Source organism: Burkholderia sp. 22PA0106 (assembly GCF_047497155.1).
GTDB lineage: Bacteria > Pseudomonadota > Gammaproteobacteria > Burkholderiales > Burkholderiaceae > Burkholderia.
This window is the reverse complement of sequence record NZ_CP163162.1, coordinates 1,562,378-1,585,846: the sequence shown is the minus strand read 5'-3', so window position 1 is coordinate 1,585,846 and position 23,469 is coordinate 1,562,378. Positions and strand designations below refer to the sequence as shown.

Annotated in this window: 15 protein-coding genes; 3 read left to right on the top strand and 12 right to left on the bottom strand. The window is 65.7% G+C overall.

The annotated features are described in order from the left end of the window. Positions 1–11 precede the first annotated feature (11 nt). The 10 genes from AB4850_RS06775 to AB4850_RS06730 all read right to left on the bottom strand — a co-directional run bounded on the left by AB4850_RS06775 (position 12) and on the right by AB4850_RS06730 (position 15,783). Positions 12–800, bottom strand: a complete 789-nt coding sequence (locus tag AB4850_RS06775) for a hypothetical protein (RefSeq protein ID WP_414441837.1) — start codon at positions 798–800, stop codon at positions 12–14. A gap of 81 nt (positions 801–881) precedes the next feature. Continuing rightward, positions 882–1,286, bottom strand: coding sequence for a hypothetical protein (locus AB4850_RS06770; RefSeq protein WP_414441836.1), 405 nt, complete (start codon positions 1,284–1,286; stop codon positions 882–884). A 10-nt stretch (positions 1,287–1,296) separates the two neighbouring features. Continuing rightward, positions 1,297–2,088, bottom strand: coding sequence for a hypothetical protein (locus tag AB4850_RS06765; protein ID WP_414441835.1), 792 nt, complete (start codon positions 2,086–2,088; stop codon positions 1,297–1,299). A gap of 151 nt (positions 2,089–2,239) precedes the next feature. Continuing rightward, positions 2,240–3,625, bottom strand: coding sequence for an HlyD family type I secretion periplasmic adaptor subunit (locus AB4850_RS06760; protein WP_414441834.1), 1,386 nt, complete (start codon positions 3,623–3,625; stop codon positions 2,240–2,242). After that, positions 3,622–5,406 (bottom strand): type I secretion system permease/ATPase, encoded by a 1,785-nt coding sequence (locus AB4850_RS06755; RefSeq protein ID WP_414441833.1) that lies wholly within the window; start codon positions 5,404–5,406, stop codon positions 3,622–3,624. Before AB4850_RS06755 ends, AB4850_RS06760 begins: the two co-directional genes overlap by 4 nt. Further along, positions 5,406–6,755: a TolC family protein gene (locus AB4850_RS06750; RefSeq protein ID WP_414441832.1), complete on the bottom strand. Its 1,350-nt coding sequence runs from the start codon at positions 6,753–6,755 to the stop codon at positions 5,406–5,408. Before AB4850_RS06750 ends, AB4850_RS06755 begins: the two co-directional genes overlap by 1 nt. A 496-nt stretch (positions 6,756–7,251) precedes the next feature. Continuing rightward, complete coding sequence (locus tag AB4850_RS06745) at positions 7,252–11,442, bottom strand: molybdopterin-dependent oxidoreductase (protein WP_414441831.1); 4,191 nt, start codon at positions 11,440–11,442, stop codon at positions 7,252–7,254. A gap of 28 nt (positions 11,443–11,470) precedes the next feature. Further along, positions 11,471–11,839 (bottom strand): nitrite reductase small subunit NirD, encoded by a 369-nt coding sequence (nirD, locus tag AB4850_RS06740; protein WP_414441830.1) that lies wholly within the window; start codon positions 11,837–11,839, stop codon positions 11,471–11,473. 38 nt (positions 11,840–11,877) lie between these two features. Continuing rightward, positions 11,878–14,436, bottom strand: a complete 2,559-nt coding sequence (gene nirB / locus AB4850_RS06735) for a nitrite reductase large subunit NirB (protein ID WP_414441829.1) — start codon at positions 14,434–14,436, stop codon at positions 11,878–11,880. 24 nt (positions 14,437–14,460) lie between these two features. After that, entirely contained in the window at positions 14,461–15,783 is a 1,323-nt protein-coding gene (locus tag AB4850_RS06730; RefSeq protein WP_414441828.1) for an MFS transporter, read from the bottom strand. Positions 15,784–16,446: 663 nt separating this feature from the next. Between AB4850_RS06730 and cobA the strand changes: the two genes are divergently transcribed. The 3 genes from cobA (at position 16,447) to AB4850_RS06715 (ending at position 19,007) form a co-directional block, all read left to right on the top strand. Beyond that, entirely contained in the window at positions 16,447–17,244 is a 798-nt protein-coding gene (gene cobA / locus AB4850_RS06725; protein ID WP_414441827.1) for a uroporphyrinogen-III C-methyltransferase, read from the top strand. A gap of 111 nt (positions 17,245–17,355) precedes the next feature. Further along, a complete protein-coding gene (locus AB4850_RS06720; protein WP_414441826.1) occupies positions 17,356–17,964 on the top strand; it encodes an ANTAR domain-containing response regulator in 609 nt (202 codons plus the stop codon). Further along, complete coding sequence (locus AB4850_RS06715; RefSeq protein ID WP_414441825.1) at positions 17,961–19,007, top strand: CmpA/NrtA family ABC transporter substrate-binding protein; 1,047 nt, start codon at positions 17,961–17,963, stop codon at positions 19,005–19,007. The genes AB4850_RS06720 and AB4850_RS06715 overlap by 4 nt, the downstream gene beginning before the upstream one ends. Before the next feature lie 50 nt (positions 19,008–19,057). Here the strand turns inward: AB4850_RS06715 and AB4850_RS06710 are convergent, their stop codons facing one another. Both AB4850_RS06710 and AB4850_RS06705 read right to left on the bottom strand, forming a co-directional pair. Continuing rightward, positions 19,058–19,798 carry a hypothetical protein gene (locus AB4850_RS06710; RefSeq protein ID WP_414441824.1) on the bottom strand — a complete coding sequence of 247 codons (741 nt, stop codon included), beginning with the start codon at positions 19,796–19,798 and terminating at the stop codon, positions 19,058–19,060. Positions 19,799–20,141: 343 nt separating this feature from the next. Beyond that, positions 20,142–23,339, bottom strand: a complete 3,198-nt coding sequence (locus tag AB4850_RS06705) for an EAL domain-containing protein (RefSeq protein WP_414441823.1) — start codon at positions 23,337–23,339, stop codon at positions 20,142–20,144. Between the last annotated feature and the right edge of the window lie 130 nt (positions 23,340–23,469).

The window sequence follows — 23,469 nt, the reverse complement described above, 5'->3', positions numbered from 1 at the left end:
GACTCCTGCTTTTAATTATTCTTAAATTCAATGAGGACACGACAAAGTTCGCCAGCCGAATTAAATCCGACGGTAATTTCTTTCTCGAGTTGGCCATTTATCTGCTGGTGTCGCCACGTTTCGTTCCCGTGAGGTGCAGTAGCTGCACCTGGGCCGCCGTGTGGAGATGGCCGCGGAGGCACACGAAAAAATCTCTTCGCGAATATCCGCTCGCTTGTATCAAAGTCAGGGCCGCCTTTATACATCCCAAAATTTAAGACTGCCGTAACGGCGCCAGATCGATGAATCGTTCTTCCACCCACAAATTCGGCGCCGGGAATCAATCCTCCAACATCTTCAGAAATTTTTCTCAGCGGAATTACAGATCCAGGCACGCTTGCAATAATCGAAATTCTCCGATTTTCGGCGTTATCCTTATCAAATATACTGACATCATCGAGATTAAAAACATCTTTGAGATTGGCGTCGATATAGAACGCATCCTGCAGCAGAAGATCGTCGTCAAAAATGGTCTTTAGGTTCTGAGCAAACTCGATGGGTGTTTTCGGTCTGGAAATCATCTTCGTCATCTTTTTTTCTCCCTGTGGGAAAATGGATTGCTTGGCCGAAGCATCCGACTGCTGTGCAGAATTCAAATGACTCGTCAATGCAGGCTTCATCTGTGGCGCATCTTCCGGTTGCAAATAACTCAAACTCCCCGGCAATGCGGTCGGCATGTGGAACACGGGCGCCGGCTGCGCGTAACTTATGTTGCTTGCCACGGTGGCGGTCGCCACTGCGGCTACTGTCATGGCTTTCATCGGTATTGCTCCTCACGAAAACAGCGTTTAACAACCGGGTTGGAACGTTGGTCCAACCTCCTGAATGCATAGCAACCAGCTTTAAAATCGATTTAGTCCCGATCGCCATCCTGCAAATACGAAATCCATGTCCCGGCATTGCGTCGCCAAGTTAATCCCGTATCGATTTACAAATCCCGTCCTCGACCGGCTCAAGCAGATAATCGAAGGCTGAACGCGCATGCGTGCGGATGAGACGTCGCGCCGCTGCTGCAAGAAGGCACCGATCCGCGCCGCAATTGTTTTATTTGACAAATCGGAATATATTCCCTTATTTGCCCTCCCCTTTACGAAACTCCAGTCCCGATCACGACCAAAGGCATTCAGTTCGCGGGCCAGAAATGGGGATTTCTCTGCCGCAGCAATAATTGAATTATATGCCAAAGTTTTTCGTTCAAAAACTTCGAATAGCTTGTCAAGTGCTTCTGTTTCGATAATCACCGCCATTTTCATCCCCTTATTTTTTATTTTTTTTGACTTGAATAAGAAAACTGGAAAGACTTCCAGCGGGATTAAAACCAATGGTAATTGCCCTATTCGTTCGCTCGTCTACCTGCTCAAACTTCCACGTTTCGTTTCCATGAGAGGCCGTCGCTGCGCTGGGGCCGCCATGCGGAGATGGCTGAGGCGGAACAAGAAAAAATCTTTTTCCAAATATTTTCATCGCAGCATAAAAATCCGGGCCGCCTTCGTACATTCCAAAGTTCAAACCACCTCTGATTGACTCTAATTGGTCAGTCCTTCCACCAACAAAATCCGCCCCTGAAGTCGATCCACCGAAAAATTCGGATGCTTTTATTCTCGGGAAAATTTCTTCGGATACGCGCCCAACTATCGAGATACTTTTCCCAGAGCCATCGATTCTGTTACTAACTTTCAAGCTCTCTAGATTAAAAATATCTTTTAAATTTACCTCGACGTAGAACGCATCTTGCAACAGGAGATCATTGTCAAAAATGACCTTAAAATTCCGAACAAATTCAATGGGAGTCTTCGGCTTGGATATCATCCGCGCCACCCCTTTTCCGCGTTTCGAAGAAATAGACTGGTTTTCCGGTGGGCTCGTTTGCTGCGCGGAATTCAAATGACTCGTCAATGCTGGCTTCATCTGTGGCGCATCTTCCGGTTGAAAATAACGCAAACTCCCCGGCAACGCGGTCGGCATGTGGAACACGGGCGCCGGCTGCGCGTAACTTATGTTGCTTGCCACGGTGGCGGTCGCCACTGCGGCTACTGTCATGGCTTTCATCGGTATTGCTCCTCACGAAAACAGCGTTTAACAACCGGGTTGGAACGTTGATCCAACCTCCCGAATGCATGGCAACCAGCTTTAAAATCGATTTAGTTCCGATCGCCATCCTGCAAATACGAAATCCACGTCCCGGCATTGGGTCGCCAAGTTAATCCCGCATCGATTTACGAATCCCATCCCTCACCGGCTCAAGCAGATAATCGAAAGCCGAACGCGCATGCGTGCGGATATACACCTCGGTCCGAAGCCCAGGCCCAAGTGCGATCGGTTCTTTGGCAAGCCGGTTGGCCTTCGCCAGTGCTTGCGCCGGCACCTCCACCCGCACCACGTAGAAACGCGTGCGCTTGTCGCTGTCGGTCAGGGCGTCCGCGGAAATGTAGGTAACCTTGCCGTCGAGCATCGGCGTGGTGCGCGAGTTGTAGGCCGTCAAGCGAACGTCCGCATGGCTTCCTGGCGCAATCTCGCGTACATCGTCCGGCCGGATGTTCGCTTCCACGATCAGCGGCGCGCCGTCGGGCACGACATCGACAATCGGTTCCCGAGGCGCGACCACCGCGCCGATCGTGTGCACCTTCAGGCCGACAATCACCCCCGCGACCGGCGCGCTCACGCGGGTTCGGTCCGACTGATCGCGGGCCGGCAAAAGCCGCTCGCCGATCTGGACCGCGCGCGCGGTAGCGTCCTTGAATTCGTCGTCGGCCGCCTTCACGTAGTCGTGACGCAGCCCGGCAATGCGAAGTTCGAGATCGGTCTGCCGCTGTTTCGCGCGGCTCAGATCGGCGGCGCCGGACTGGACGCGCGAGAGTGCGTCGGCCTCGGTCCGCTGCAAGTCGAGCACCTTCGTTTGAGCGACGAACCCCTCCCGCTGCAAGGTTTCGTTGGTCTTCCGCTGCTGGCGCGCCATGTCGTAACTGCGGTTCATCGTCTGGATCAGTTGCGAACTGATGGCGATTTCCTGGCGGGTCTGAGCCAGCTCGGTGCGCAGCATCGCGCTCTGGTCGACGAACGCACGCCGGCGCGCGATGAAAAGCGAGGATTCGCGCGCCAGCAATTCGGCGATGCGCGAATCGTTGCGCTGGCTTTCGAGCGCAGCCGGAAACGTCACGGTATCGTTCAGTTCGCGCTCGGCCGACAGCCGCGCGATCTTCGCCTGTTCCGCATCGGATTGCGCCTGCAACGCGGACAGTTCGGCCGCCGGGCCGACGTTGTCCAGCACAATCAGCACCTGGCCGGCCGTCACGCGGTCGCCATCGCGGACCAGGATTTGCTTCACGATCCCGCCTTCCAGGTGCTGCACCGTCTTGCGTTCGCCTTCGGTGCGCACCGAGCCTTCCGCGACGACGGCACCGGAAAGCGGCGCGAGCGCGGCCCACCCCCACATCAAACCCAAGCCCACGACGACACCAGCAACACCCAAGCCGATCAGGCAGCGCGGCAGCGGCAGCGGCAGCACGCGTTCGTCGGATACGCCGGAATCAGGCCACCAGCGCTTCAGGGCTTCGCTTACGCGATGCAAAAACACGAACGTTCTCATCGCTTGCCTTCCGTCGTCGATTCAAGCGTCGGTACCTGGACCGCCTGCAGCGTGGATCGGCTCGCCCGCATCGCAGCAAGATCGATATCGGGCGGCACGCCGCTGGCGTCGTCGGTCTGGCCGGTCCCCGGGTACGAACCGCTGTCGACCTGTTCCATTTGCCCATCCTTGAGCCGCAGGATTCGGTCGGCCAGCGCGAGCAGCGACGGCCGGTGGGTCACCGCGATGAGGGTCACCGCGATGAGGGTCATCCCGTCGGTCTTCAGCCGGCGCAGCACGCGCTCGAGCGCGGCTTCGCCCTGCATGTCCAGGCTCGCGTTGGGTTCATCCAGCAGCAGCACGGCGGGCTCCCCGTACAAGGCGCGCGCGAGGGCGATGCGCTGACGTTGTCCGCCGGACAACCGTTCCCCGGCGTCGCCGATCGGCGTCTCGTAACCGTCGGGGAGATTCAAGATCATGTCGTGGACCTCCGCCCGCTGCGCAGCCCGTACGATCGCGGCCGAATCGAGCGGAAGAGGCTTGGCGGTTCGCGCGATGTTTTCCGCGACGGTGCCCGCGAACAGTTCGACGTCTTGCGGCACATACCCGAGATACCGGCCCAAGGAAGATCGAGGCCACTGCGCCACGTCGGCGCCGTCGAGCCGCACCGCACCCGCCTGCGGGAGCCAGAGCCCGGCGATGACTCGCAGCAAGGTCGACTTGCCGGACGCGCTGGGCCCGGTGATCACCAAGGTCTGGCCCGCAGCCAGCGTGAAATGGATGCCGCGCAGCAACAGCCTTCCCAGGCCCGGCGTTCGCGACGGCACGCTGAACGCGATCTGTTCGACCCGGATTTCCCCCGTCGGTGGAGGCAGCGCGATCGGTTCCACCTCGGCCTGAGCGGCGAGCAGCGCCTCCAGACGAGGCCACGCCTCACGCAGTTCGCCGGCCTGCTTCCAGTTGCCGATCAATTGTTCGATCGGCGCCAGCGCCTTGCCAAGCAGGATGGTCGTGGCGAGCATCACGCCCGGTGTCGCATGGCCCGCAATCACGAGCCACGCGCCGGCAGCCATCGTGATCACCTGAATCGCCTGCCGCAGCCCTTTGGTCAGGTCGCGGTAGAACGCGCTGCGATCCGACACGTCGCGCTGCGCGGCGATGTAGTCGCGCTTGCGCGCATCCCAGGCGCCCACCAGGTTATCCGCCATGCCCAGCACGGTCATGACTTCGGCATTGCGAATGAGCTGTTGGTAAAACGAATCCGTCTCCCGCTGCCGCGCGAGATAAGACGCGATGCCCTTGCGCGTGAGCCGGTCGTTGACCAGCGCGACGCCGATCAACAACAGCGCGCTGATCACCGCAATCAGCGCCAGCGACCAGTGAAACAGGCCGATGACGACCACGTAGACCACCAGCCACGGCGCATCGAAAAACGCGATGACACCGGACCCCGCGAGAAACGCCCGCAGCGTATTGATATCGCCCTGGCTCGCGATGGCGCGTGAAGGCTGCCGATGAGCGTGCGCGGAAATTTGCGCCTGCAACGCGAGTGATTCAAGCCGGTTGCCGATCTGCACGCCCAGGTCCGACAAGATCCGGCTGCGGGCGAGATCGACACCCAGGTTCATCCCGAGTGCGATCGCCATGAAGGCCATCAGCATCAGCAGCGTTTGAATGCTCTGGCTCGGCAGCACGCGGTCATACACCTGGAGCAGATAGAGGGTCGGCGTCAGCAGCAACAGATTCGACGCGATACCGAATGCGGCTGCGATCAGCAGATGGCGTTTGACGAGTTGATGCATCAATGCGCTCCCGATGCGCCGAGGCTCCGTGCACCAACGGGCGTGGGCTCGATCAGCAGTGCGTCGAGGGCGGCAAAGTCGGCCTCGCTCAGATCGGCGGTACTCGCTTTCAGCTTCAGCGCTTGGGCGAGCGTTTCCGCACGGGCGCGCGCCAGATCGCGCTGTGCGCGGTAGCGTTTGTCTCCCGCGTCGAGCACGTCGGCGTTCACGCGAACGCCGACCCGGTAGCCGGTTTGATTCGAGCGCCATGCGACCGTGGCGGACCGCACCGCGCTCGCCAGCGCGTTGCTTTGCGCCAAACCTCGCGTGACGCCCAGATAAGCGTCGTGAGCCGTCAGTCGGGCGCTGCGTTGCGCGTCGTCGAGATCGTCGCGAGCCTTGTCTTCCAGCGCGAGCGCTTCGCGGATCTTGCTGCGGGTCATCAGGCCGTCGGTCAGCGGCAACGAGATCTGGATGCCGATGTAGCCGGAGCTGCCCCGGCTCGCGCCCGTGTAGAAGTTCGTCTGTCCGTTGATATACGCCGCGTTGCCGTTGCTGGCGTTGCCGACCAATGCAACGGTGGGATAGTCGCCGGCGCGTGCCTTGTTTCGCTCCCGGCTGGCGAGCTGGATCGCGATCAATTTTCGACGCACCTCGTAATCCGCGGTGGCGGCCGTGTCCATCCACGGTTGCAGGTCCGCGGGCGACACGGGTGGCAGACGCGCGTCGTCGCGCCATCCATCTACCCTGTCGACAGGATGGCCGACCATCTTCTCGAGCGCCGCGTAGCGGGTATCGCGTTGCGTTTGCGCGGCGACTTCATCGGCCCGCGCGGCATCGAAGCTGGCCCGTGCCTCGTTGGTATCCACGATGGTCGCATCGCCCAGCGCGAAGCGGCGCTTCGCGAGCGCCAGTTGCTCCGCGACGGCCTTGCGGTGGCCGATGGCGAGCGCGAAGTCGTCCTGCGCATTCAGCGCGGCCAGATAGGCTTGGGCAACGCGAAGCAGCAAGTCCTGTTTCGCTTGTGCCAACGCAAGATCGGCATCCATCGCGAGGAGCTGGCCTTGCTGCCAGTTTTCCCACGCAGCCCAGTTGAAGAGCGGTTGATTCAACGTGAGGGTGAAGCCGTTGGTCGAATAGCCGGGGATAGTCTGCCCTGGAATCCTGATGCCATTGCGATAGAGAACCTGCTGGATGCCAACTTGCGGCAGCAGCCCCGCTCGCCCCTGGGGCGCTTTTTCGATGCCCGCCCGCCAGGCCGCCTCGGCACTTTTGAACGCGGCATCGTGAGCGAGCGCGTCGCTGGCGAGACTCGCCAGACTCGACGCGTTGGCAGCCGTCGCCGAGATGACCATCAGAACGCTGGACATTGCCTTCAGGGCGTTGCGCGCAGCGCGCCGACGACGCTCGACCCTGCGATTGGATTCTCGTGACATGCCCCCTGATAACTGCCCATGCCGGCTGCAAGTGCTCATCGTCTCCCTTTATTCGCGCATCCATTGCAGTTGCGCGTCTTATTTCAGGTCGTCGCGAGTGTATAAAAAGCGGGGGTTGATGAAAATTGGATGTTTCTGAATTTCTTGCGGGTGCGACAACGGCATCTCGGCGAACGATTCGGCATCGAGCCGCCCGTCGGCGAAGTTAATGGGTCGTCAGCGATTGGATCAGCGGCAGGCCGGGTGATTTCCCGTTGCGCTTTGTAGAAGAATTACTCGTGGCACGTTTGGCCGTTGCCAGGCCCGCGCGGGAGGTTCGCGTCGGTTTCGCGCGATGTCGCGCAGCAGGTCGCCGAATTGGGCGCCTCGCCGCCCAATTCGGCGATTGGATTTTATTTGATGAGCGGACTACAAAATCAAGGCCTCTCACTCAATAAACATCGCGCAGATACCTACGCTCCTTCGCCATCCTCGCCACATACTCCCCGGCCTGCGCCTCGTCCATCCCGCCGTGAGCGGCCACCACCGCCTTCAGCGCGGCATCGACATCCTTCGCCATCCGCGACGCATCTCCGCACACGTAAAAATGCGCGCCCGCATCGAGCCACGACCACAGTTCCGCACCGCGCTCGCGCATGCGGTCCTGCACATACACCTTCTCCTCCTGATCGCGCGAAAACGCCACGTCGAGTTCGGTCAAAAAACCGTCGTCGCGCATCGCGGTCAGCTCGTCGCGATAGTAGAAATCGGTGGCCGCATGCTGCTCGCCGAAGAACAGCCAATTGCGCCCGCTCGCGCCGCGCGCGCGCCGCTCGTGCAGGAAGCCGCGGAACGGCGCGATGCCGGTGCCGGGGCCGACCATCACGATCGGCGTCTCGCCATGCGCGGGCGGCCGGAAATGCGCCGATTTCTGCACGAACACCGGCACGCCGCCGTCGGCCGCGCGGTCGGCCAGGAACGTCGAGGCCACGCCCTTGCGGTCGCGGCGGCCGTTGCTGTAACGCACCGCCGACACGGTCAGGTGCACCTCGTCGCGATGCGCGGCCGGGCTCGATGCGATCGAATACAGGCGCGGCTGGATCCGCTTGAGCATGCCGACCAGATCGGCGGCCGACAGATCCACCGGGAATTCGTGCAGCACGTCGGCCAGTTGCTGGCCCCAGAGCCAGTTCTTGAGATCGCCCTTGCGCTCGTCGGCCAGCAGCGACTTGAGCGCGCCGTTGCGGCTGCGCTCGGCGATCAGCGCGAGCGCATCGGGATGCGGGCGCGTGATGTCGAGATGCTTGCCGAGCGCATCGGCCAGCCGCAAGTCGCCTACGCCGGCCACCGCCACCGGCGTGTCGGCCGACAGCCTGGTCAGCGCCAGCAGTTCGTCCACCACCGCCGGACAGTTGGTCGGCCAGATGCCGAGCGCGTCGCCAGCTTCGTATTCGAGCGCTGCGCCCTCGGCCGACAGCGACAGATAGCGCGTGTCCTTCGAGGCGCCGGGCTGGTTCAGCTTCAGGTTCGACACCAGCCGCGACGCGGCAGGCCGCGCCTTGGTCGGCAGCAGCGACGGGATCGCGCCGCCGTCGGGCACGGCATGCAGCGCGGCGTCGACGCTCTTGATCCGCGCGATGGTGCGTTCGAGCCAGCTATCGGCGGCGGGCTGGAATTCCGCGTCGCAATCCACGCGCTCGGCCAGCCGCTCGCCGCCCAGTTCGGCCAGGCGCGCGTCGAGCCGTCGGCCGTGGCCGCAGAACGCGTCGTAGTTGCGATCGCCGAACGCGAGCACGGCGAAGCGCAGGCCGTCGAGGCGCGGCGCGCCGGCCGCCGACAGCGCGTCCCAGAACGCCGCGCCGTTGTCGGGCGCGTCGCCGTCGCCGAACGTGCTGGTCATCAGCAGTGCGTATTGCGCGTTCGCGAACACGGCCGGCGTGGCGTCGGCCATGCAGGCGATGCGGATCTCGAAGCCGGCGTTCATCAGCAGCGTGGCGTACAGCTCGGTCAGCGATTCGATGTTGCCTGTCTGCGAGGCCCACAGCAGCACGACCTTGGGCCGCGCGTGGACGATCCGCACGCCGGCCGCCGCATCGTGGGCGTCGGCCGCACCGTCCGGCAGAGCCGCTGTGCCCGGCAACGCAGGCGCGTCGGCGCGCGGCGCGCGGCTGTACAGCCCGGCCAGCATGCCGTCGAACCAGAGCCGCGTGGCGGGCGCGCACGGCGCGCTGGCCGGCAGCACCGGCACGCCGTCGGCCGGCGCGGCGCGCAGCCCGCTGACGAAGCCGGCCACGTAGACGCGTTCGGCGTCGCTGAGGCGCGGCGCGGCAAGGTCGTGCAGGCCGAGCGCGGCCGAAAACGTATCGAGAGCGGCTGACATGGTCGATTCCTGGTGCGTGGCCGTCGCGCCTTCGCGCGCGGCCTGCGGGTTCGGTTCAGAGGCCGCGCCGCCAGCCTCGGGCGACAGGGACGGCGGCGCGGTGTCCACGCGGGTCAGCGAGACCGCGCAGAACTTCAGTTCGGGTTGCAGCGAGACGGGATCGACGGCGTCGCTGGTCAGCGCGTTCACGCACAGCGCCTCGCCGTACACGTCGTTCCAGTGCATCGGCGCGAACGCCGCGCCCGGCTGCACGCGGTCGGTCACCACCGCCGGCAGCACCGCGCGGCCGCGCCGCGAGCGCAGCTCGACGCTGTCGTTGGCGGCAATGCCGAGCGCCGCCGCATCCTCGGGATGCACCTCGACGAACGGCTTGGAGTTCAGCTTGTTGAGCATCGCCACCTTGCCGGTCTTGGTCATGGTGTGCCACTGGTGCTGCAGGCGGCCGGTGTTCAGCACGATCGGGAATTCGGCGTCGGGCAGGTCCGCCGCGTCGCCGTGCGGGCGCGCGAAGAACCGCGCGCGGCCGCTCGGCGTGGGGAACGCGAGCGCGGGCGTGGTGCCGTCCTCGTGGGTCAGCAGCGGCTGGCTGACGCCGTCGTTGCGGTAGCGAATGGGATGGCGGTCGTTGCCGTCCTCGGGCGGACACGGCCACTGGATCGGCGTGACGCGCAGCGCGCGATGGCTCGCGCCGCGCAGGTCGTAACCCGTCTTCGGGTTCGAGAAACGCACGATCTCGTCGAACACCTGCTCGGCCGACGTGTAGTCGAACGCCTCGCGAAAACCCATCTCGCGCGCGACGGCGGCCACGATCGCCCAATCGGCGCGCGCGTCGCCGGGCGGCGCGATGGCCTGCTGCGTGAGCGTGAGATTGCGCTCGGAGTTGATCATCACGCCGTCGGCCTCTGCCCACAGCGCGCCCGGCAGCAGGATGTCGGCGTAGCGGTTGGTTTCGGTGTCGAGGAACGCGTCCTGCGCGATCACCAGCTCGGCCGCCTGCAGGCCGGCGATGGCGTTGGCGCGGTTCGCCATGGTCGCCACCGGGTTGGTGCAGATGATCCAGCAGGCCTTGATCTCGCCGGCCGTCATCTGCTTGAACATGTCGACGGTGCCGCCGCCGCCCTCGGGGCGCAAGGTGTCGGCCGGCAGTTGCCAGAGGGATTCCACGAAGGCGCGGTCGGACGCGTCGAGCAGGCTGCGCTGGCCCGGCAGGCCCGGCCCCATGTAGCCCATCTCGCGCCCGCCCATCGCGTTCGGCTGGCCGGTCAGCGAGAACGGCCCGCTGCCGGGGCGGCAGATCGCGCCGGTCGCCAGGTGCAGGTTGCAGATCGCGTTGGTGTGCCAGGTGCCGCGCGTGCTCTGGTTCAGGCCCATGGTCCAGCAGCTCATCCAGTCCGGCGCGTCGCCGATCATCTGCGCGGCGCGGCGGATCTCGTCCTCCGGCAAGCCGGTGATCGCGGCGACCTTCTCCGGCGTGTAGCCGGCGAGGAACGCCGGCATCGCGTCCCAGCCTTCGGTGTGCGCGTCGATGAACGCGGCATCGGTGCGGCCGTTCGCGTGCAGCAGATGCAGCAGGCCGTTGAGCAGCGCGAGATCGGTGCCGGGCTTGATCTGCAGGAACAGCGAGGCCTTGTCGGCGGTGGTGTTGCGGCGCGGATCGACCACGATCAGCTTCGCGCCGGCCTTGACGCGATCCATCATGCGCAGGAACAGGATCGGATGGCAGTCGGCCATGTTCGCGCCGATCACGAAGAACAGGTTCGCGCGATCGAAATCCTGGTACGAGCCGGGCGGGCCGTCCGCGCCCAGCGAGAGCTTGTAGCCGCTGCCCGCGCTCGCCATGCAGAGCCGCGAATTCGATTCGACGTGCGAGGTGCGGATATAGCCCTTCGCGAGCTTGTTGACGAGGTATTGCGCCTCGATCGACATCTGCCCCGACACGTAGAACGACAGCGCGTCCGGGCCGTGCGCGTCGAGCAGCGTGCGCAGGCGGCGCGCGGTTTCGCGGATCGCGTCGTCCATCGCGAGCGGCGCCGGATCGTACTCGCGCGCCTCTCGCAGGTAGGCCGTTTCGAGCCGCCCCGCGTGACGCAGCGCGACGTGCGCCGACGAACCCTTGGTGCACAGCCGCCCGAAGTTGGACGGGTGCTCGGTGTCGCCCGACACCTTGACCACCTCGCCCGCCTCGACGTGCAGCACCATCCCGCAACCCACGCCGCAATACGGGCAAACCGTCTTGACGCTCGTGCCGCCTGTGCTGGTCATGCGCGCTCCGTAACGATGGCGTCGCGGGTCAGGCCGTGCCGACCCACACGAAGCCGTCCTCGACGCGCGAGGCGTAGACGGCCACCGATTTCTCCGGCGCCTCGACGCATTCGCCGGTACGCAGGTCGAAGTGCTGCTTGAACAGCGGCGAGGCCACCACCACGCGCTCGCCGAGGCTGCCCACCAGGCCGCGCGACAGGATCGCGGCGCGCGACAGCGGATCGATGTTGTCGATCGCGTAGATGCCGGTCGCGCCGTCGCGGCCTTCCACGCGGAACACGGCGACCTGGCCGCCGTTTACGAGCGCGCACACGCCGGTGTTCGGCACGATGTCGTGCAGCGGGCAAACGGGCGTCCAGTTCGCGGCGGGGGACGTCGGGGTCGATTGGGTTTGCATTGCGTATTCCTCGATTCGGGTCAGGCGTGCTGCGGCGCTCAGGCCGTCGCGGGTTCGACTGCGGCAGCCGTTGCCGCTTCCAGCGCGGCAGCGGCGCGTTCGGCCTCGTTGGCCGGGCGGATCTGCCCGCGCTCCTCGACGAACGCGATGGTCGCGTCGGCCGATTCGCTGTTGACGAAGTGACGGAAGCGGCGGCGCGTGGCGGGATCGGTCACGGCCTTCTTCCATTCGCATTCGTAGGTGGCGACCACGTGGGCCATCTGCGCTTCGAGTTCTTCGCCGAGGCCGAGCGTGTCGTTGACGACCACGTCGATCAAATAATCGAGGCCGCCTTCGAGGTTGTCGCGCCAGGTGCTGGTGCGTTGCAGCCGGTCGGCGGTGCGCACGTAGAACATCAGCACGCGGTCGATGTAGCGGATCAGCGTGTCGCGATCGAGATCCGAGGCCAGCAGCTCGGCGTGGCGCGGCTTCATGCCGCCGTTGCCGCACACGTACAGGTTCCAGCCCTTCTCGGTGGCGATCACGCCGATGTCCTTGCCCTGCGCCTCGGCGCACTCGCGCGTGCAGCCCGACACGCCGAACTTGATCTTGTGCGGCGCGCGCAGGCCCTTGTAGCGGTTCTCCAGATCGATCGCGAGGCCCACCGAATCGCCCACGCCGAACCGGCACCAGGTCGAGCCCACGCACGATTTCACGGTGCGCAGCGATTTGCCGTAGGCGTGGCCCGATTCGAAGCCGGCCTCGATCAGTTCTTCCCAGATCAGCGGCAGTTGCTCGACGCGCGCGCCGAACAGGTCCACGCGCTGGCCGCCCGTGATCTTGGTGTAGAGCTTGTACTTCTTCGCCACCTGCCCGACCGCGATCAGCCCTTCCGGCGTGACCTCGCCGCCCGGCATGCGCGGCACCACCGAATAGGTGCCGTCGCGCTGGATGTTGGCGAGGTAGTAGTCGTTCGAATCCTGCAGGCTCGCGTGTTCCGTCTTCAGCACGAACTCGTTCCAGCACGAGGCCAGGATCGAGGCGGCGGTCGGCTTGCAGATGTCGCAGCCGAGGCCCGTGCCGTATTTCGCGAGCAGTTCGCCGAAGCTGCGGATGCCTTCCACGCGGATCAGGTGATACAGCTCCTGACGCGAATACGCGAAGTGTTCGCACAGATGGTTGTTGACGGCCAGGCCCTGCTTCTTCATCTCCGCCTTCATGACCTGCGTGACGAGCGGCACGCAGCCGCCGCACGAGGTGCCCGCGCCGGTGCAGCTCTTCAGCGCGCCGATGCTGGTCGCGCCGTTCGCCACGGCCTCGCACAGCTGGCCCTTCGAGACGTTGTTGCACGAGCAGATCTGCGCGCCGGCCGGCAGCATGTCGACACCCAGGCCCGGCTTGGCCGCGCCGTCCGATTGCGGCAGGATCAGCGTTTCCGGCTCGGCCGGCAGCGCGATCGCGTTCAGCATCATCTGCAGCAGCGTGCCGTATTCGGCCGCGTCGCCCACCAGCACCGCGCCGAGCAGCTGCTTGCCGTCGGCCGACGTCACCAGCTTCTTGTAGATCTCGCGCCGGCCGTCCGCGTACTGCACCACGCGGCAGCCCGGCGTTTTCGCGTGCGCGTCGCCGATGCTGGCCACGTCCACGCCCATCAGCTTGAGCTTGGTGCTCATGTCCGCGCCGGCGAACGTGCCGTCGCCGCCCGCCAGTTGCGAGGCCACCACGCGCGCCATGTCGTAGCCCGGCGCGACCAGGCCGAAGGTCTGGCCGTTCCAGGCCGCGCATTCGCCGATCGCGTAAATATCCGGATCGCTGGTGCGGCAGGCGCTGTCGATCGCCACGCCGCCGCGCGGGCCGATTTCCAGGCCGCAGTCGCGCGCCAGTTGATCGCGCGGGCGGATGCCGGCCGAGAACACGATCATGTCGGTGTCGAGGTGCGTGCCGTCGGCGAACTTCATGCGATGCGTGCCCGCCTCGCCATCGACGATCTCCAGCGTGTTCTTGCCGGTATGCACCTGCACGCCGAGCGCCTCGATGCGGCCGCGCAGCATGCTGCCGCCGCCGTCGTCCACCTGCACCGCCATCAGGCGCGGCGCGAATTCCACCACGTGCGTGTCGAGGCCCATGTCGCGCAGCGCCTTCGCGCATTCGAGGCCGAGCAGGCCGCCGCCCACCACCACGCCGGAGCTGGCGCGCGCGCCGCATTCCTGCATCGCGAGCAGATCCTCGATGGTGCGGTAGACGAAGCAATCGTCGCGCTCGCGGCCCGGCACCGGCGGCACGAACGGCGACGAGCCGGTCGCGAACACCAGCTTGTCGTAGCCGAGCGTTTCGCCGTCGGCCAGCGTGACCGTGCGCGCGGCGCGGTCGATCGAGGCGGCGGCCGTGCCCAGGCGCAGCGCGAGATGCGGATGCGCCTCGAAGAAGCCCGGCGCGACCAGCGACAGCTCGTCCGCCGACTTGCCCGAGAAGAAGGCCGACAGATGCACGCGATCGTAGGCCGGGCGCGGCTCCTCGCAGAGCACCGTGACGCGCGGCGCCGTGTCGTGAGCCTGCGCGGCGAGGCATTCGAGCAGCTTGTGGCCGACCATCCCGTGACCGATGACGACGATGTTCATGATGGGTTCTCCCGTAAGCCTGGATCAGTTGACGGCGTTCGCGGCCAGCGCGCTGGCGCGCAGCGCCGCCTCGCGGGCCATGTGTTCGGCGCTGAAGCGCACCGCGATCGCGCAGAGCGAGGTGACCAGCACCACCGCGCCGAGCACCGACAGCGTGGTCTGCACGTCGCCCACGCCCTTCATCAGGAAGCCGGCCGCCACCGCACCCACGTTGCCGCCCGCGCCGACGATGCCCGCCACGCCGCCCAGCGAATTGCGATCGATGAACGGCACCAGCGCGTAGGTCGCGCCGCAGGCCATGTGCGTGAACAGGCCGAACGCCACCATCGCCAGCACCGCCGTGCCCACCTGCCCCGCATGGGCGAACGCCAGCAGGCCGAGGCCTTCGCCGGCGATCAGCACCGCCAGCAGCAGCGAGCGCACCGCCAGGCCGCGGCGCGCCGCGAAGCGGTCCGACAGCACGCCGCCGAGCGCCCGCGCGAACAGCGCGAGCAAGCCGAAGATGCCGGCCGCGAAGCCCGCATCCTTCAGCGACAACTGGAAGTGATTGACGTAGTACAGCGAGGCGATGTTGTGGATGAACACTTCCACGCCGAAGCAGGCGGCGTAGGTGATCGCCAGCATCCACACGCGGTAGTTGCGCGAGGCCGCGACGAAGCTGCCCCAGCCGCCCTTCTTGCCGCTCTCCACGGTTTCGCCTTGCGCGCGCAGCGCCAGCACGTCGCCGCGCGGCGTGTCCTGCGTGCCGCGCCAGTAGACGACGGCCATCAGCAGCATCGCGATGCCCGGCACCACCAGCGCCGCGCGCCAGGCCGAGCCGTCGCCGAAGCCGAGCATCAGCGCGGCCGACACCAGCAGCGGCACCAGCGCCTGCGCCGCGCCCGCGCCGGCATTGCCCCAGCCCGCGGTGGTGGCGTTGGCCGTGCCCACCACGTTCGGCGCGAACATCACCGAGGTGTGGTACTGCGTGATCACGAAGCTCGCGCCCACCGCGCCGATGCCGAGGCGGCAGATCAGGAACGTCCAGTAGTCGTGGCTGAAGGCCACCGCGATCACCGGAATCGCGCCGAGCACCAGCAGGCCGGTATAGACGCGGCGCGGGCCGAAGCGGTCGCACAGCGGCCCGACCAGCAGGCGCACCAGGATCGTCGCGGCCACGGCCGCGATATTGATGTCGGCGACCTGGCCGGCATTCAGGTGGAACTGCTTGGCGATCAGCGGCATCAGCGGCGCGCAGGCGAACCACGCGAAGAAGCAGACGAAGAACGCCATCCAGGTCAGATGGAACGCGCGCATCTGCACGGTGCGCAGGCTGAACAGGTCGATGCGGGTGGCCTTGTTGATCATGTGGGTAACCCAAAAACGAAAACGGCGCCCTGAGAACCCGGTCGAAAGACCGGATGCACAGGACGCCGTTGCCCAGAAAGCCCGTTGCCGGGCCGCTCAGTATTCGGTGTTGCAGTGATGCCGTATTGCGGAGCACATCGCCGTTGATGCGCTCGACCCTGCATTGCAAGCGCCGTGCCAGAACCGAGCGATTGAATGCTGACAAGGGTTTGCGGCGATTTCGCCGGTCGGGGCGCGATCGCGGGGCGTCGCGTTGTGACGCACAGTCGCACAGACTTGGTGCGGCGCAGCACTGTGCGCGTGCGGCGGTGATGCACCGCAAGCGGGTACGGATGCATGTCGAGGCGAGGCGACGGCGGCCCGATTGCGCGATGCCGGGCATGCCGCGCGGCCTCGCTCGGATGGGGCTGCGCGGTGCGGCGAACCATGGCGAATGGCGACGCATCGGCCAGCCCGATCGAGCTGGCGCGCTTATTGCAATAAAGAGCACGCGCCGGCAACGATGTCGGCGCCCGCAATACCGACGATTCGGGCCGCGCGGCAACGCAGCGGCCTCTCCGGACAATGGCGTCCCCAACGCCCGGCCGCATGGCCGGCGCGCGACGCCGTGCGGTTCCGGCGGCGCGCGCCGCGTCGTGCGCCTCACTGGAACGCAATACGAACATGACGAACCCCACTGGCAAGGTCACGCTGCTCGGCGCCGGCCCCGGCGACCCCGATCTCCTGACGATCAAGGCGGCCCGCGCGCTGGCCGCCGCCGACGTGGTGCTGATCGACGACCTGGTCGATCCCGCCGTCGCCGAGCTGGCCCCGCAGGCGCGCATCGTGCGCGTTGGCAAGCGCGGCGGCTGCCGCTCCACGCCGCAAGCGTTCATCGAGAAGCTGATGCGCCGCTATGCGCTGCGCGGCTTGCAGGTAGTGCGCGTCAAGGGCGGCGACGCGCTGCTGTTCGGCCGTGCCGGCGAGGAATTGAGCGCGCTGCACGCGGCCGGCATTCGCATCGAGATCATCAACGGCATTTCGTCCGGCTTCGCGGCCGCCGCCGAACTCGGCGTCTCGCTCACGCATCGCCGCCATTGCCAGGGCGTCACGTTCGTCACCGCGCATCTGCAGGATCACGGCGAGCCCGATTGGGCCGCGCTCGCGGCCAGCGGCACCACGCTGGTCGTCTACATGGGCATGAGCCGCATCGCCAGCGTGGCTGCCGGGCTGCTCGCCACGCTCGACGCCGCCACGCCGGCCGCCGTCGTCGAATGGGCCGGCACCGCGCGGGCACGTCACTGGACGGGTGCGCTGGCCGCACTCGCCAGCGGCCCTGTCGAGGCCGGGCTCGGCAGCCCGGCCGTGATCCTCGTCGGGCAGGCGATCGGCGAGGCGCTGGCGATGCTGCCGCCGGTTGCCGCCGATGCGCAACGATCGCTTGAAACGCAGGTTCCGGGGGCGCTGTCCGATGCGGCCTGAGTTTCGTTTCGTCGCCCTCGCCGCGTTCGCCGCTTTCGCCATGTGCTGCGCGGCGCGGTTTGCCCGGTTTCACGCGCCGTCGTCGGCGCGGCTTCACTCCGCGCACGCCTCATGGGACTGAACGACGCCACCCGCCCGCTGCGCGTGCTGCTCGTCACCGATACGGACAAGCCGATCGGCGAGTTGCGCGACACGCTTGCGCGGCTCCACTACGAGATGCTCGACGAGGTCGCCACGCCGGCGCGGCTGCCGGCCGTGGTCGAGAAGGAACGGCCCGACGTCGTCATCATCGATACCGAATCGCCGTCGCGCGACACGCTCGAACAACTGGCCGTGATGCACGCGCGCGCGCCGCGCCCGGTGCTGATGTTCAGCCCCGATTCGGATCAGCAGTTGATCCGCGCGGCCGTGGGCGCCGGCGTCAGCGCCTATCTCGTCGAGGGTTTGTCGGCCGAGCGGCTTGCGCCGATCATCGAGGTCGCGCTCGCGCGCTTTTCGCACGACGAAGCGTTGCGCCGCCGGCTGGCCGAGGTCGAGAACGAACTGGCCGACCGCAAGCTGATCGACCGCGCCAAGCGCCTGCTGATGGAAACGCGCCGGCTCTCCGAACACGATGCCTACGCCACGTTGCGCCGCAGCGCGATGGATCAGGGCATCAAGATCGTCGAAGCGGCGCGTCAGCTGCTCGTCGCATCACGCAATCCCGATGGTGAAGCATGAACCAACCGACTTTTCCGCCGCCCGAACGCCGCGAGTTGCGGCTCGGCTTCGTCGCCTTGAGCGACGCCGCGCCGCTGGTCGTCGCGCAACGCCTGAAGCTCGGCGAACGGCATGGCCTTGCGCTGACGCTGGAGCGCCAGCCGTCGTGGGCCAGCATCCGCGACAAGTTGCTGATGGGCGAGATCGACGCCGCGCATGCCTTGTACGGGCTCGTGTATGGCGTGCAGCTAGGCATCGGCGGGCCGCGCGCCGACCTGGCCGTGCTGTCGGTGCTGAACCGCAACGGGCAGGCCATCACGTTCTCGAACCGGCTCGCCGATGCGTGGCACGCTGGCGGCGATCTGCGCGCCGCGCTCGCCACGCTCGGCCGCAAGCCGGTGTTCGCGCAGACGTTTCCGACCGGCACCCATGCGATGTGGCTATATGCGTGGCTGGCCGCGCACGGGGTAGACCCGTTGCACGACATCCGCAGCATCGTGATTCCGCCGCCGGGGATGGCCGACGCGCTCGCGTGCGGCGAACTGGATGGTTTCTGTGTGGGCGAGCCGTGGAACGCCGTGGCCGAGGCGCAAGGCGCTGGCCGCACCGTGGCCGCGACCAGCGAGGTGTGGCGCGATCACCCCGAGAAGGCGCTGGCGTGCCGACGCGAGTTCGCGGCGCTGTATCCGAACACGGCGCGAGCGTTGATTCGCACGCTGGTGGATGCCTGCGCGTGGCTCGATCTGCCGGGCAATCGCGCGCGGGCGGCCGAGTGGCTGTCGGAACCCGATGCGCTTGGGGTGCCGGTTTCGCAGATTCTGCCTCGGTTGCTGGGTGACTATGGCGTGGGGCCGTTTGCCGAAACGCCGGCGCCGGTGCGGTTTCATGATGGCGGCAAGACGAATCGGCCGTTGGCCGAGGATGGGCTGTGGTTCATGGCGCAGTACCGGCGCTGGGGGATGTTGACTGGCGAGCGCGATGAGGCGGCGATTGCGGCGGCGGTGACGATGGGGGCGTTGTATGAGGAGGCGGTGGCGGGGTATGTGCCGGAGGTGGGGGGGTGATTGCGGCTTCGAAACCGACACAGCCAAAGCCCCCATCCCGATACTTGATTTCAGTATTTCCCCAATACGAAATCTCCGAATGCGAACTGCCCAAGGGGTTCAGGGCGACCGGGAATCGGGTAGTCGAACAGCGAAAGCCACGATGCGTCGTCCCGAAAAGGATTGGTTTGCCGAACGTTGTACGCGATAGTGAACTGCAAAACTGCCCGTCTTGCGACATCGTGGAGAACGTTGAAGTTCACGAAATCGCTCGAAAATGGCGACCATTGGTTTAGCGGAATATAGGAGCGCTTGAGCTCAATGATCTCGCGCGGCATCCCGGTGCTATTTATTCTCACAAGATCGATATCGGTGACCTTGATTGCACCAAGATTGTCGCGTTGCCAATTGTGGTACGCGCTGCTGCTGGAGTCGTTGACGCTTTTCCCGCATGCACCACTTGTGACTGGGAGGCCGAACGCATGGAATTGCGCCTTCAGATCGACGAGGGAGATCGTGGTTGCCTGACCGCCAAGGCTGTTGGCGTAACGCACGTCGTCAATCGAATCGGCAGTATCGTCGAATTCGACTTGGATGACCGGCAAGCCTGCCGAAGTGGCGATTGCGCTGCAGACACGCATTGCCATCGGCTCCGGCTCCCACGACGCTCCATGAGCCAGAACCATTAATCGGGGCACCGACCATTCGTTGGCATACACAAGCATCCACGCATTTCCAGAAACCCACACGAACGGATGATTGTCGGATTGCTCGAGTTCTTTGTAAACCGCATTGGATTTATAGTAATTCATGGCAAGAAATCTCATGAAATTGGCATAACACAAAGAGCACAATGAACGCCCTCTCCATTCAAGCTTGCTCTTGGTTTCACATATCGAATTGACCGCTCGGTAATCGTGCATCCCGACAGCCGGATCGGGATTGTAGCGCCATGGAACGGTTGAAACCTTGAATCCTCTTCGGAATTCTCAGAAATATTTCACCTTCCGATCGCAGTCGATATGGACTAGCCGAACTTTCCCATGGCATGACTTCTGAAGCAGATCGAGGATCTCAAGGCTGTCGCCCCCAACGAAAAGATGCTTCGTCGTCTCCCAGCCAATCGATTCCTCTATCTTGGGATGCAACACGGCCCTAAACCGCCTCCCCCACGCAGGCCGCATCGCGTGCCTGCATCCACGGCGCCAGCCCCTCGGGCCGCAACGGCTGCGCGTACAGGAAGCCCTGCAACTCGTCGCAGCCGATGCGCTTGAGCGCGCTGGCTTCCTCGGCCTGCTCGACGCCCTCGGCCACCACGCGCAGCCCCAGCTCGTGACCCAGCTCGACGATCGCGCGGATCACGGCGATATCGGCCAGCGCATCGAGCCGCCCGTTGACGAACGCGCGATCGATCTTGAGCCGGTCGAGCGGAAAACGGTGCAGATAGCTGAGGCTCGAATAGCCGGTGCCGAAATCGTCGAGCGAGAGCTTCACGCCAATCTCCCGAATTGCCTTGACCACATCCAGATAGCGGTCGACGCTTTCCATCAGCACCGTCTCGGTGATCTCGAGTTCGAGGCTGCCGGCATCCACAGCGTGCCGGGCCAGGCTCTCGCGCAGCCGGTTGACGAGTTGCGGATCGTCGCGCAACTGCACCACGGAGAGGTTCAATGACACGCGCAACTCCGGCAGCCCGTCCGCGCGCCAGCTCGCGATCTGGCGGCACACCTCGTCGATCACCCACGCGCCGATCGGCACGATCAGCCGCGTCTCCTCGGCGATCGGGATGAACTTGCCCGGCGGTACGGTGCCGAGATGCGGATGCTGCCAGCGCAGCAGCGCCTCCACGCTCAACAGTTCGCCGGTTTCGGCCTGCACGCACGGTTGATAGGCCAGCCACAGCTCGCCGTTCTCCACGGCCTGCCCCAAATGCGTTTCGAGTTCGAGCCGGTGGCGCGTGTTCTCGGCCATCTCGCGCGAGAAGAATTTGACGAGGTTGCGCCCGCTCGACTTCGCGCGGTACATGGCGGCGTCGGCGTTCTGCATCAGCGTTTCGATATCCTCGCCATCGTCGGGATACATCGCGATGCCGATGCTGCACGCCACCTGCAGCGTCATGCCGCCGATGCTGTGCGGCTCGCGCATCAGCGGCAGCAGCCGTTCGTCGATCAGGCGCTGCACGTCGGCGGCGGTGCCGGCGCCGGTCAGCAGCACGGTGAACTCGTCGCCGCCGAGCCGGCTCACGGTGTCGCCGCCGCGCACCGATTGCATCAGCCGCCGCGACACCGAACGCAGCAGCCCGTCGCCGGCATGGTGGCCGAACGTGTCGTTGATGTCCTTGAAGCGGTCGAGATCGATGAACATCACTGCCACGCCGCCGCGCGCGGGTTGCGCGTGCTCGATCGCATCGCCGAGCCGCCGCGTGAACAGCGCGCGGTTCGGCAGCTCGGTCAGCACGTCGTGCTCGGCCAGGAACTGGATGCGCGCTTCGCTCTTCTTGCGGTCGGTGATGTCGATCAGCGTGCAGATGTAGTGCGAGACGCCACCGCGCTTGTCGCGCACGGCGCTGATCATCAGCCACGCCGGATAGTCGCCGCCGGCGCGCCGCCGCACCACGGCCTCGCCGTTCCACACGCTGGAAATGTCCACCAGCGCGGTCAGTTGCGCCAACAGCGGCGTGTCGCTGCCGCTCGCCACGATGAACTCGGGCAGCGTGCCGACCACCTTCTCGACGCGGTAGCCGGTGGCGCGATAGAACGACGCGTTGGCGGTCAGCAGGCGACGGTCGCTGTCGAGGATCAGGATCGCCTCCGACGACGCCTCGAACACCTTCGCCCACAGCTCCAGGCGCTGCTCCATCAGCTTGATCTGGTTGATCGGCGTGAACGCGGTCAGCACCGCGTCGCGGCCCTGGAACGTCAGGCGGCGCGCCGACAGCATGGCCCAGGTCGGCTCCTCGCTGGCCATCCAGCGCACCTCAAATTCGTCGATCGCCTCGCGGTCGGACAGTTGCTGGAAAAACCGCGCGCGCACCGCCGAATCGAGCCCGTAGGCCCACGGGTCGGAGGTGCGGCCGTTGAGCCAGTACAGCGCCGGGCGGTTCGCGTGCAGCACCTCGTGGCCCGGCACGGCGGTCACCATCATCGGCACCGGGGTGGCCTCCACCAGCGCGTACTGCGCCTCCGAGGCGCGTGCGGTGGCGGCCAGCTCCTTCTGCACGTCGCGCTCGTGGTCGAGCTGCACGAGCATCTCGTTGAAGCCGGTCACGAGCTGGCCGATCTCGTCCTGGCTGTGCCAGGTCGCGCGCTGGCGATGGTCGCCGGTGCGCCGCACGGTGTCCATCACGCGTGCCAGCTCGCGCAGCGGCCGAGAGATCTGCTGCGCCACCAGGTACACCATCGACAAGATCCCGCACAGCAGGAACAGCGCCGTGCCCAGGTGCAGCCACATGCGCGCGAACAGCGCACTGACGCGCGCGTGCAGCAGCGCATCGAGCTCGGTGCCGGTGGTGCGCCACGCGTCGCCGATGCGGGCCACCAGCGCCTGCTGCGCGAGGTCGGCAGCGGCACGCGAGGCGGCATCCGCGCCGCCGCTGGCCACCTCGGCGCGCGCGGCGTCGCGGTAGCGCTCGATGGCGTCGAGCAGTTGCGCGACCGGCGCGGCCAGCGCGGCCTTCACGGCGGGGTTGGCCGCGCCGGCCTCGGAATAGTCGGAGCGCAGCCCCTGCGCGACCGCGTCGAGCTGGCCTTCGAGCACCAGGTAGCGCGTGCCGAGGTCACGCCGCGACGGCGGCTGGCTGGCGCTTTCGTGCAGGCGGTGGCCGATGCCGTCCACCGCGTCGATCAGCGCCGGATAGCGCAGGATCGACAGCGACATCGAGTAATAGCTGTCGAGATCGGGATCGAGGATCAGGTTGGACTGGTTGCCGACCCGCGTGATCAGGTCGCGGCAAGCCGTCAGCGCGTCGCGCACGGTGCCGGTGCCGATCGGGTTCGGCGTGCGCGCGAGCCGTTCGAACGCGCCGCGCACGTGCGCATTCAGTTCGCTGCTCTTCATGTCGGCGCCGTAGCGCTGCTCGGCGTCGGCCAGCGCCTGCGTGGTGCGCGCGATCCGGGCCGGCTCGATGTGGCCGCCCGCGCCGAGCATCGCGGCGTCGACGAGCGCGTCGCGCACCGTGGCCACGTATTGGCTGCCGACGATCTCCTGCTGCGAGAAATCGATCGACATGTATTTTTCGTGGATCAGGATGCTGCTGATGTACACCACCGCGCTGAGGTCGAGCAGGTAGATGAGCAGCAGTTTGCGGCCCACGCGCAGCCGGCCGAGCAGCCGGAAGAACAGATTGTGTTGCATTGCACGCGCCAGAAGGGTCCCTGGGTAACGCCGCGTTCCGGGCCGGAATTCGACGGTCTCTCGTTCCGCGTTGCGTGAAAACGCAGGCTCGACCCTTGTCTAACGGCACCGCCCGGCGCGCGCTTTAGTG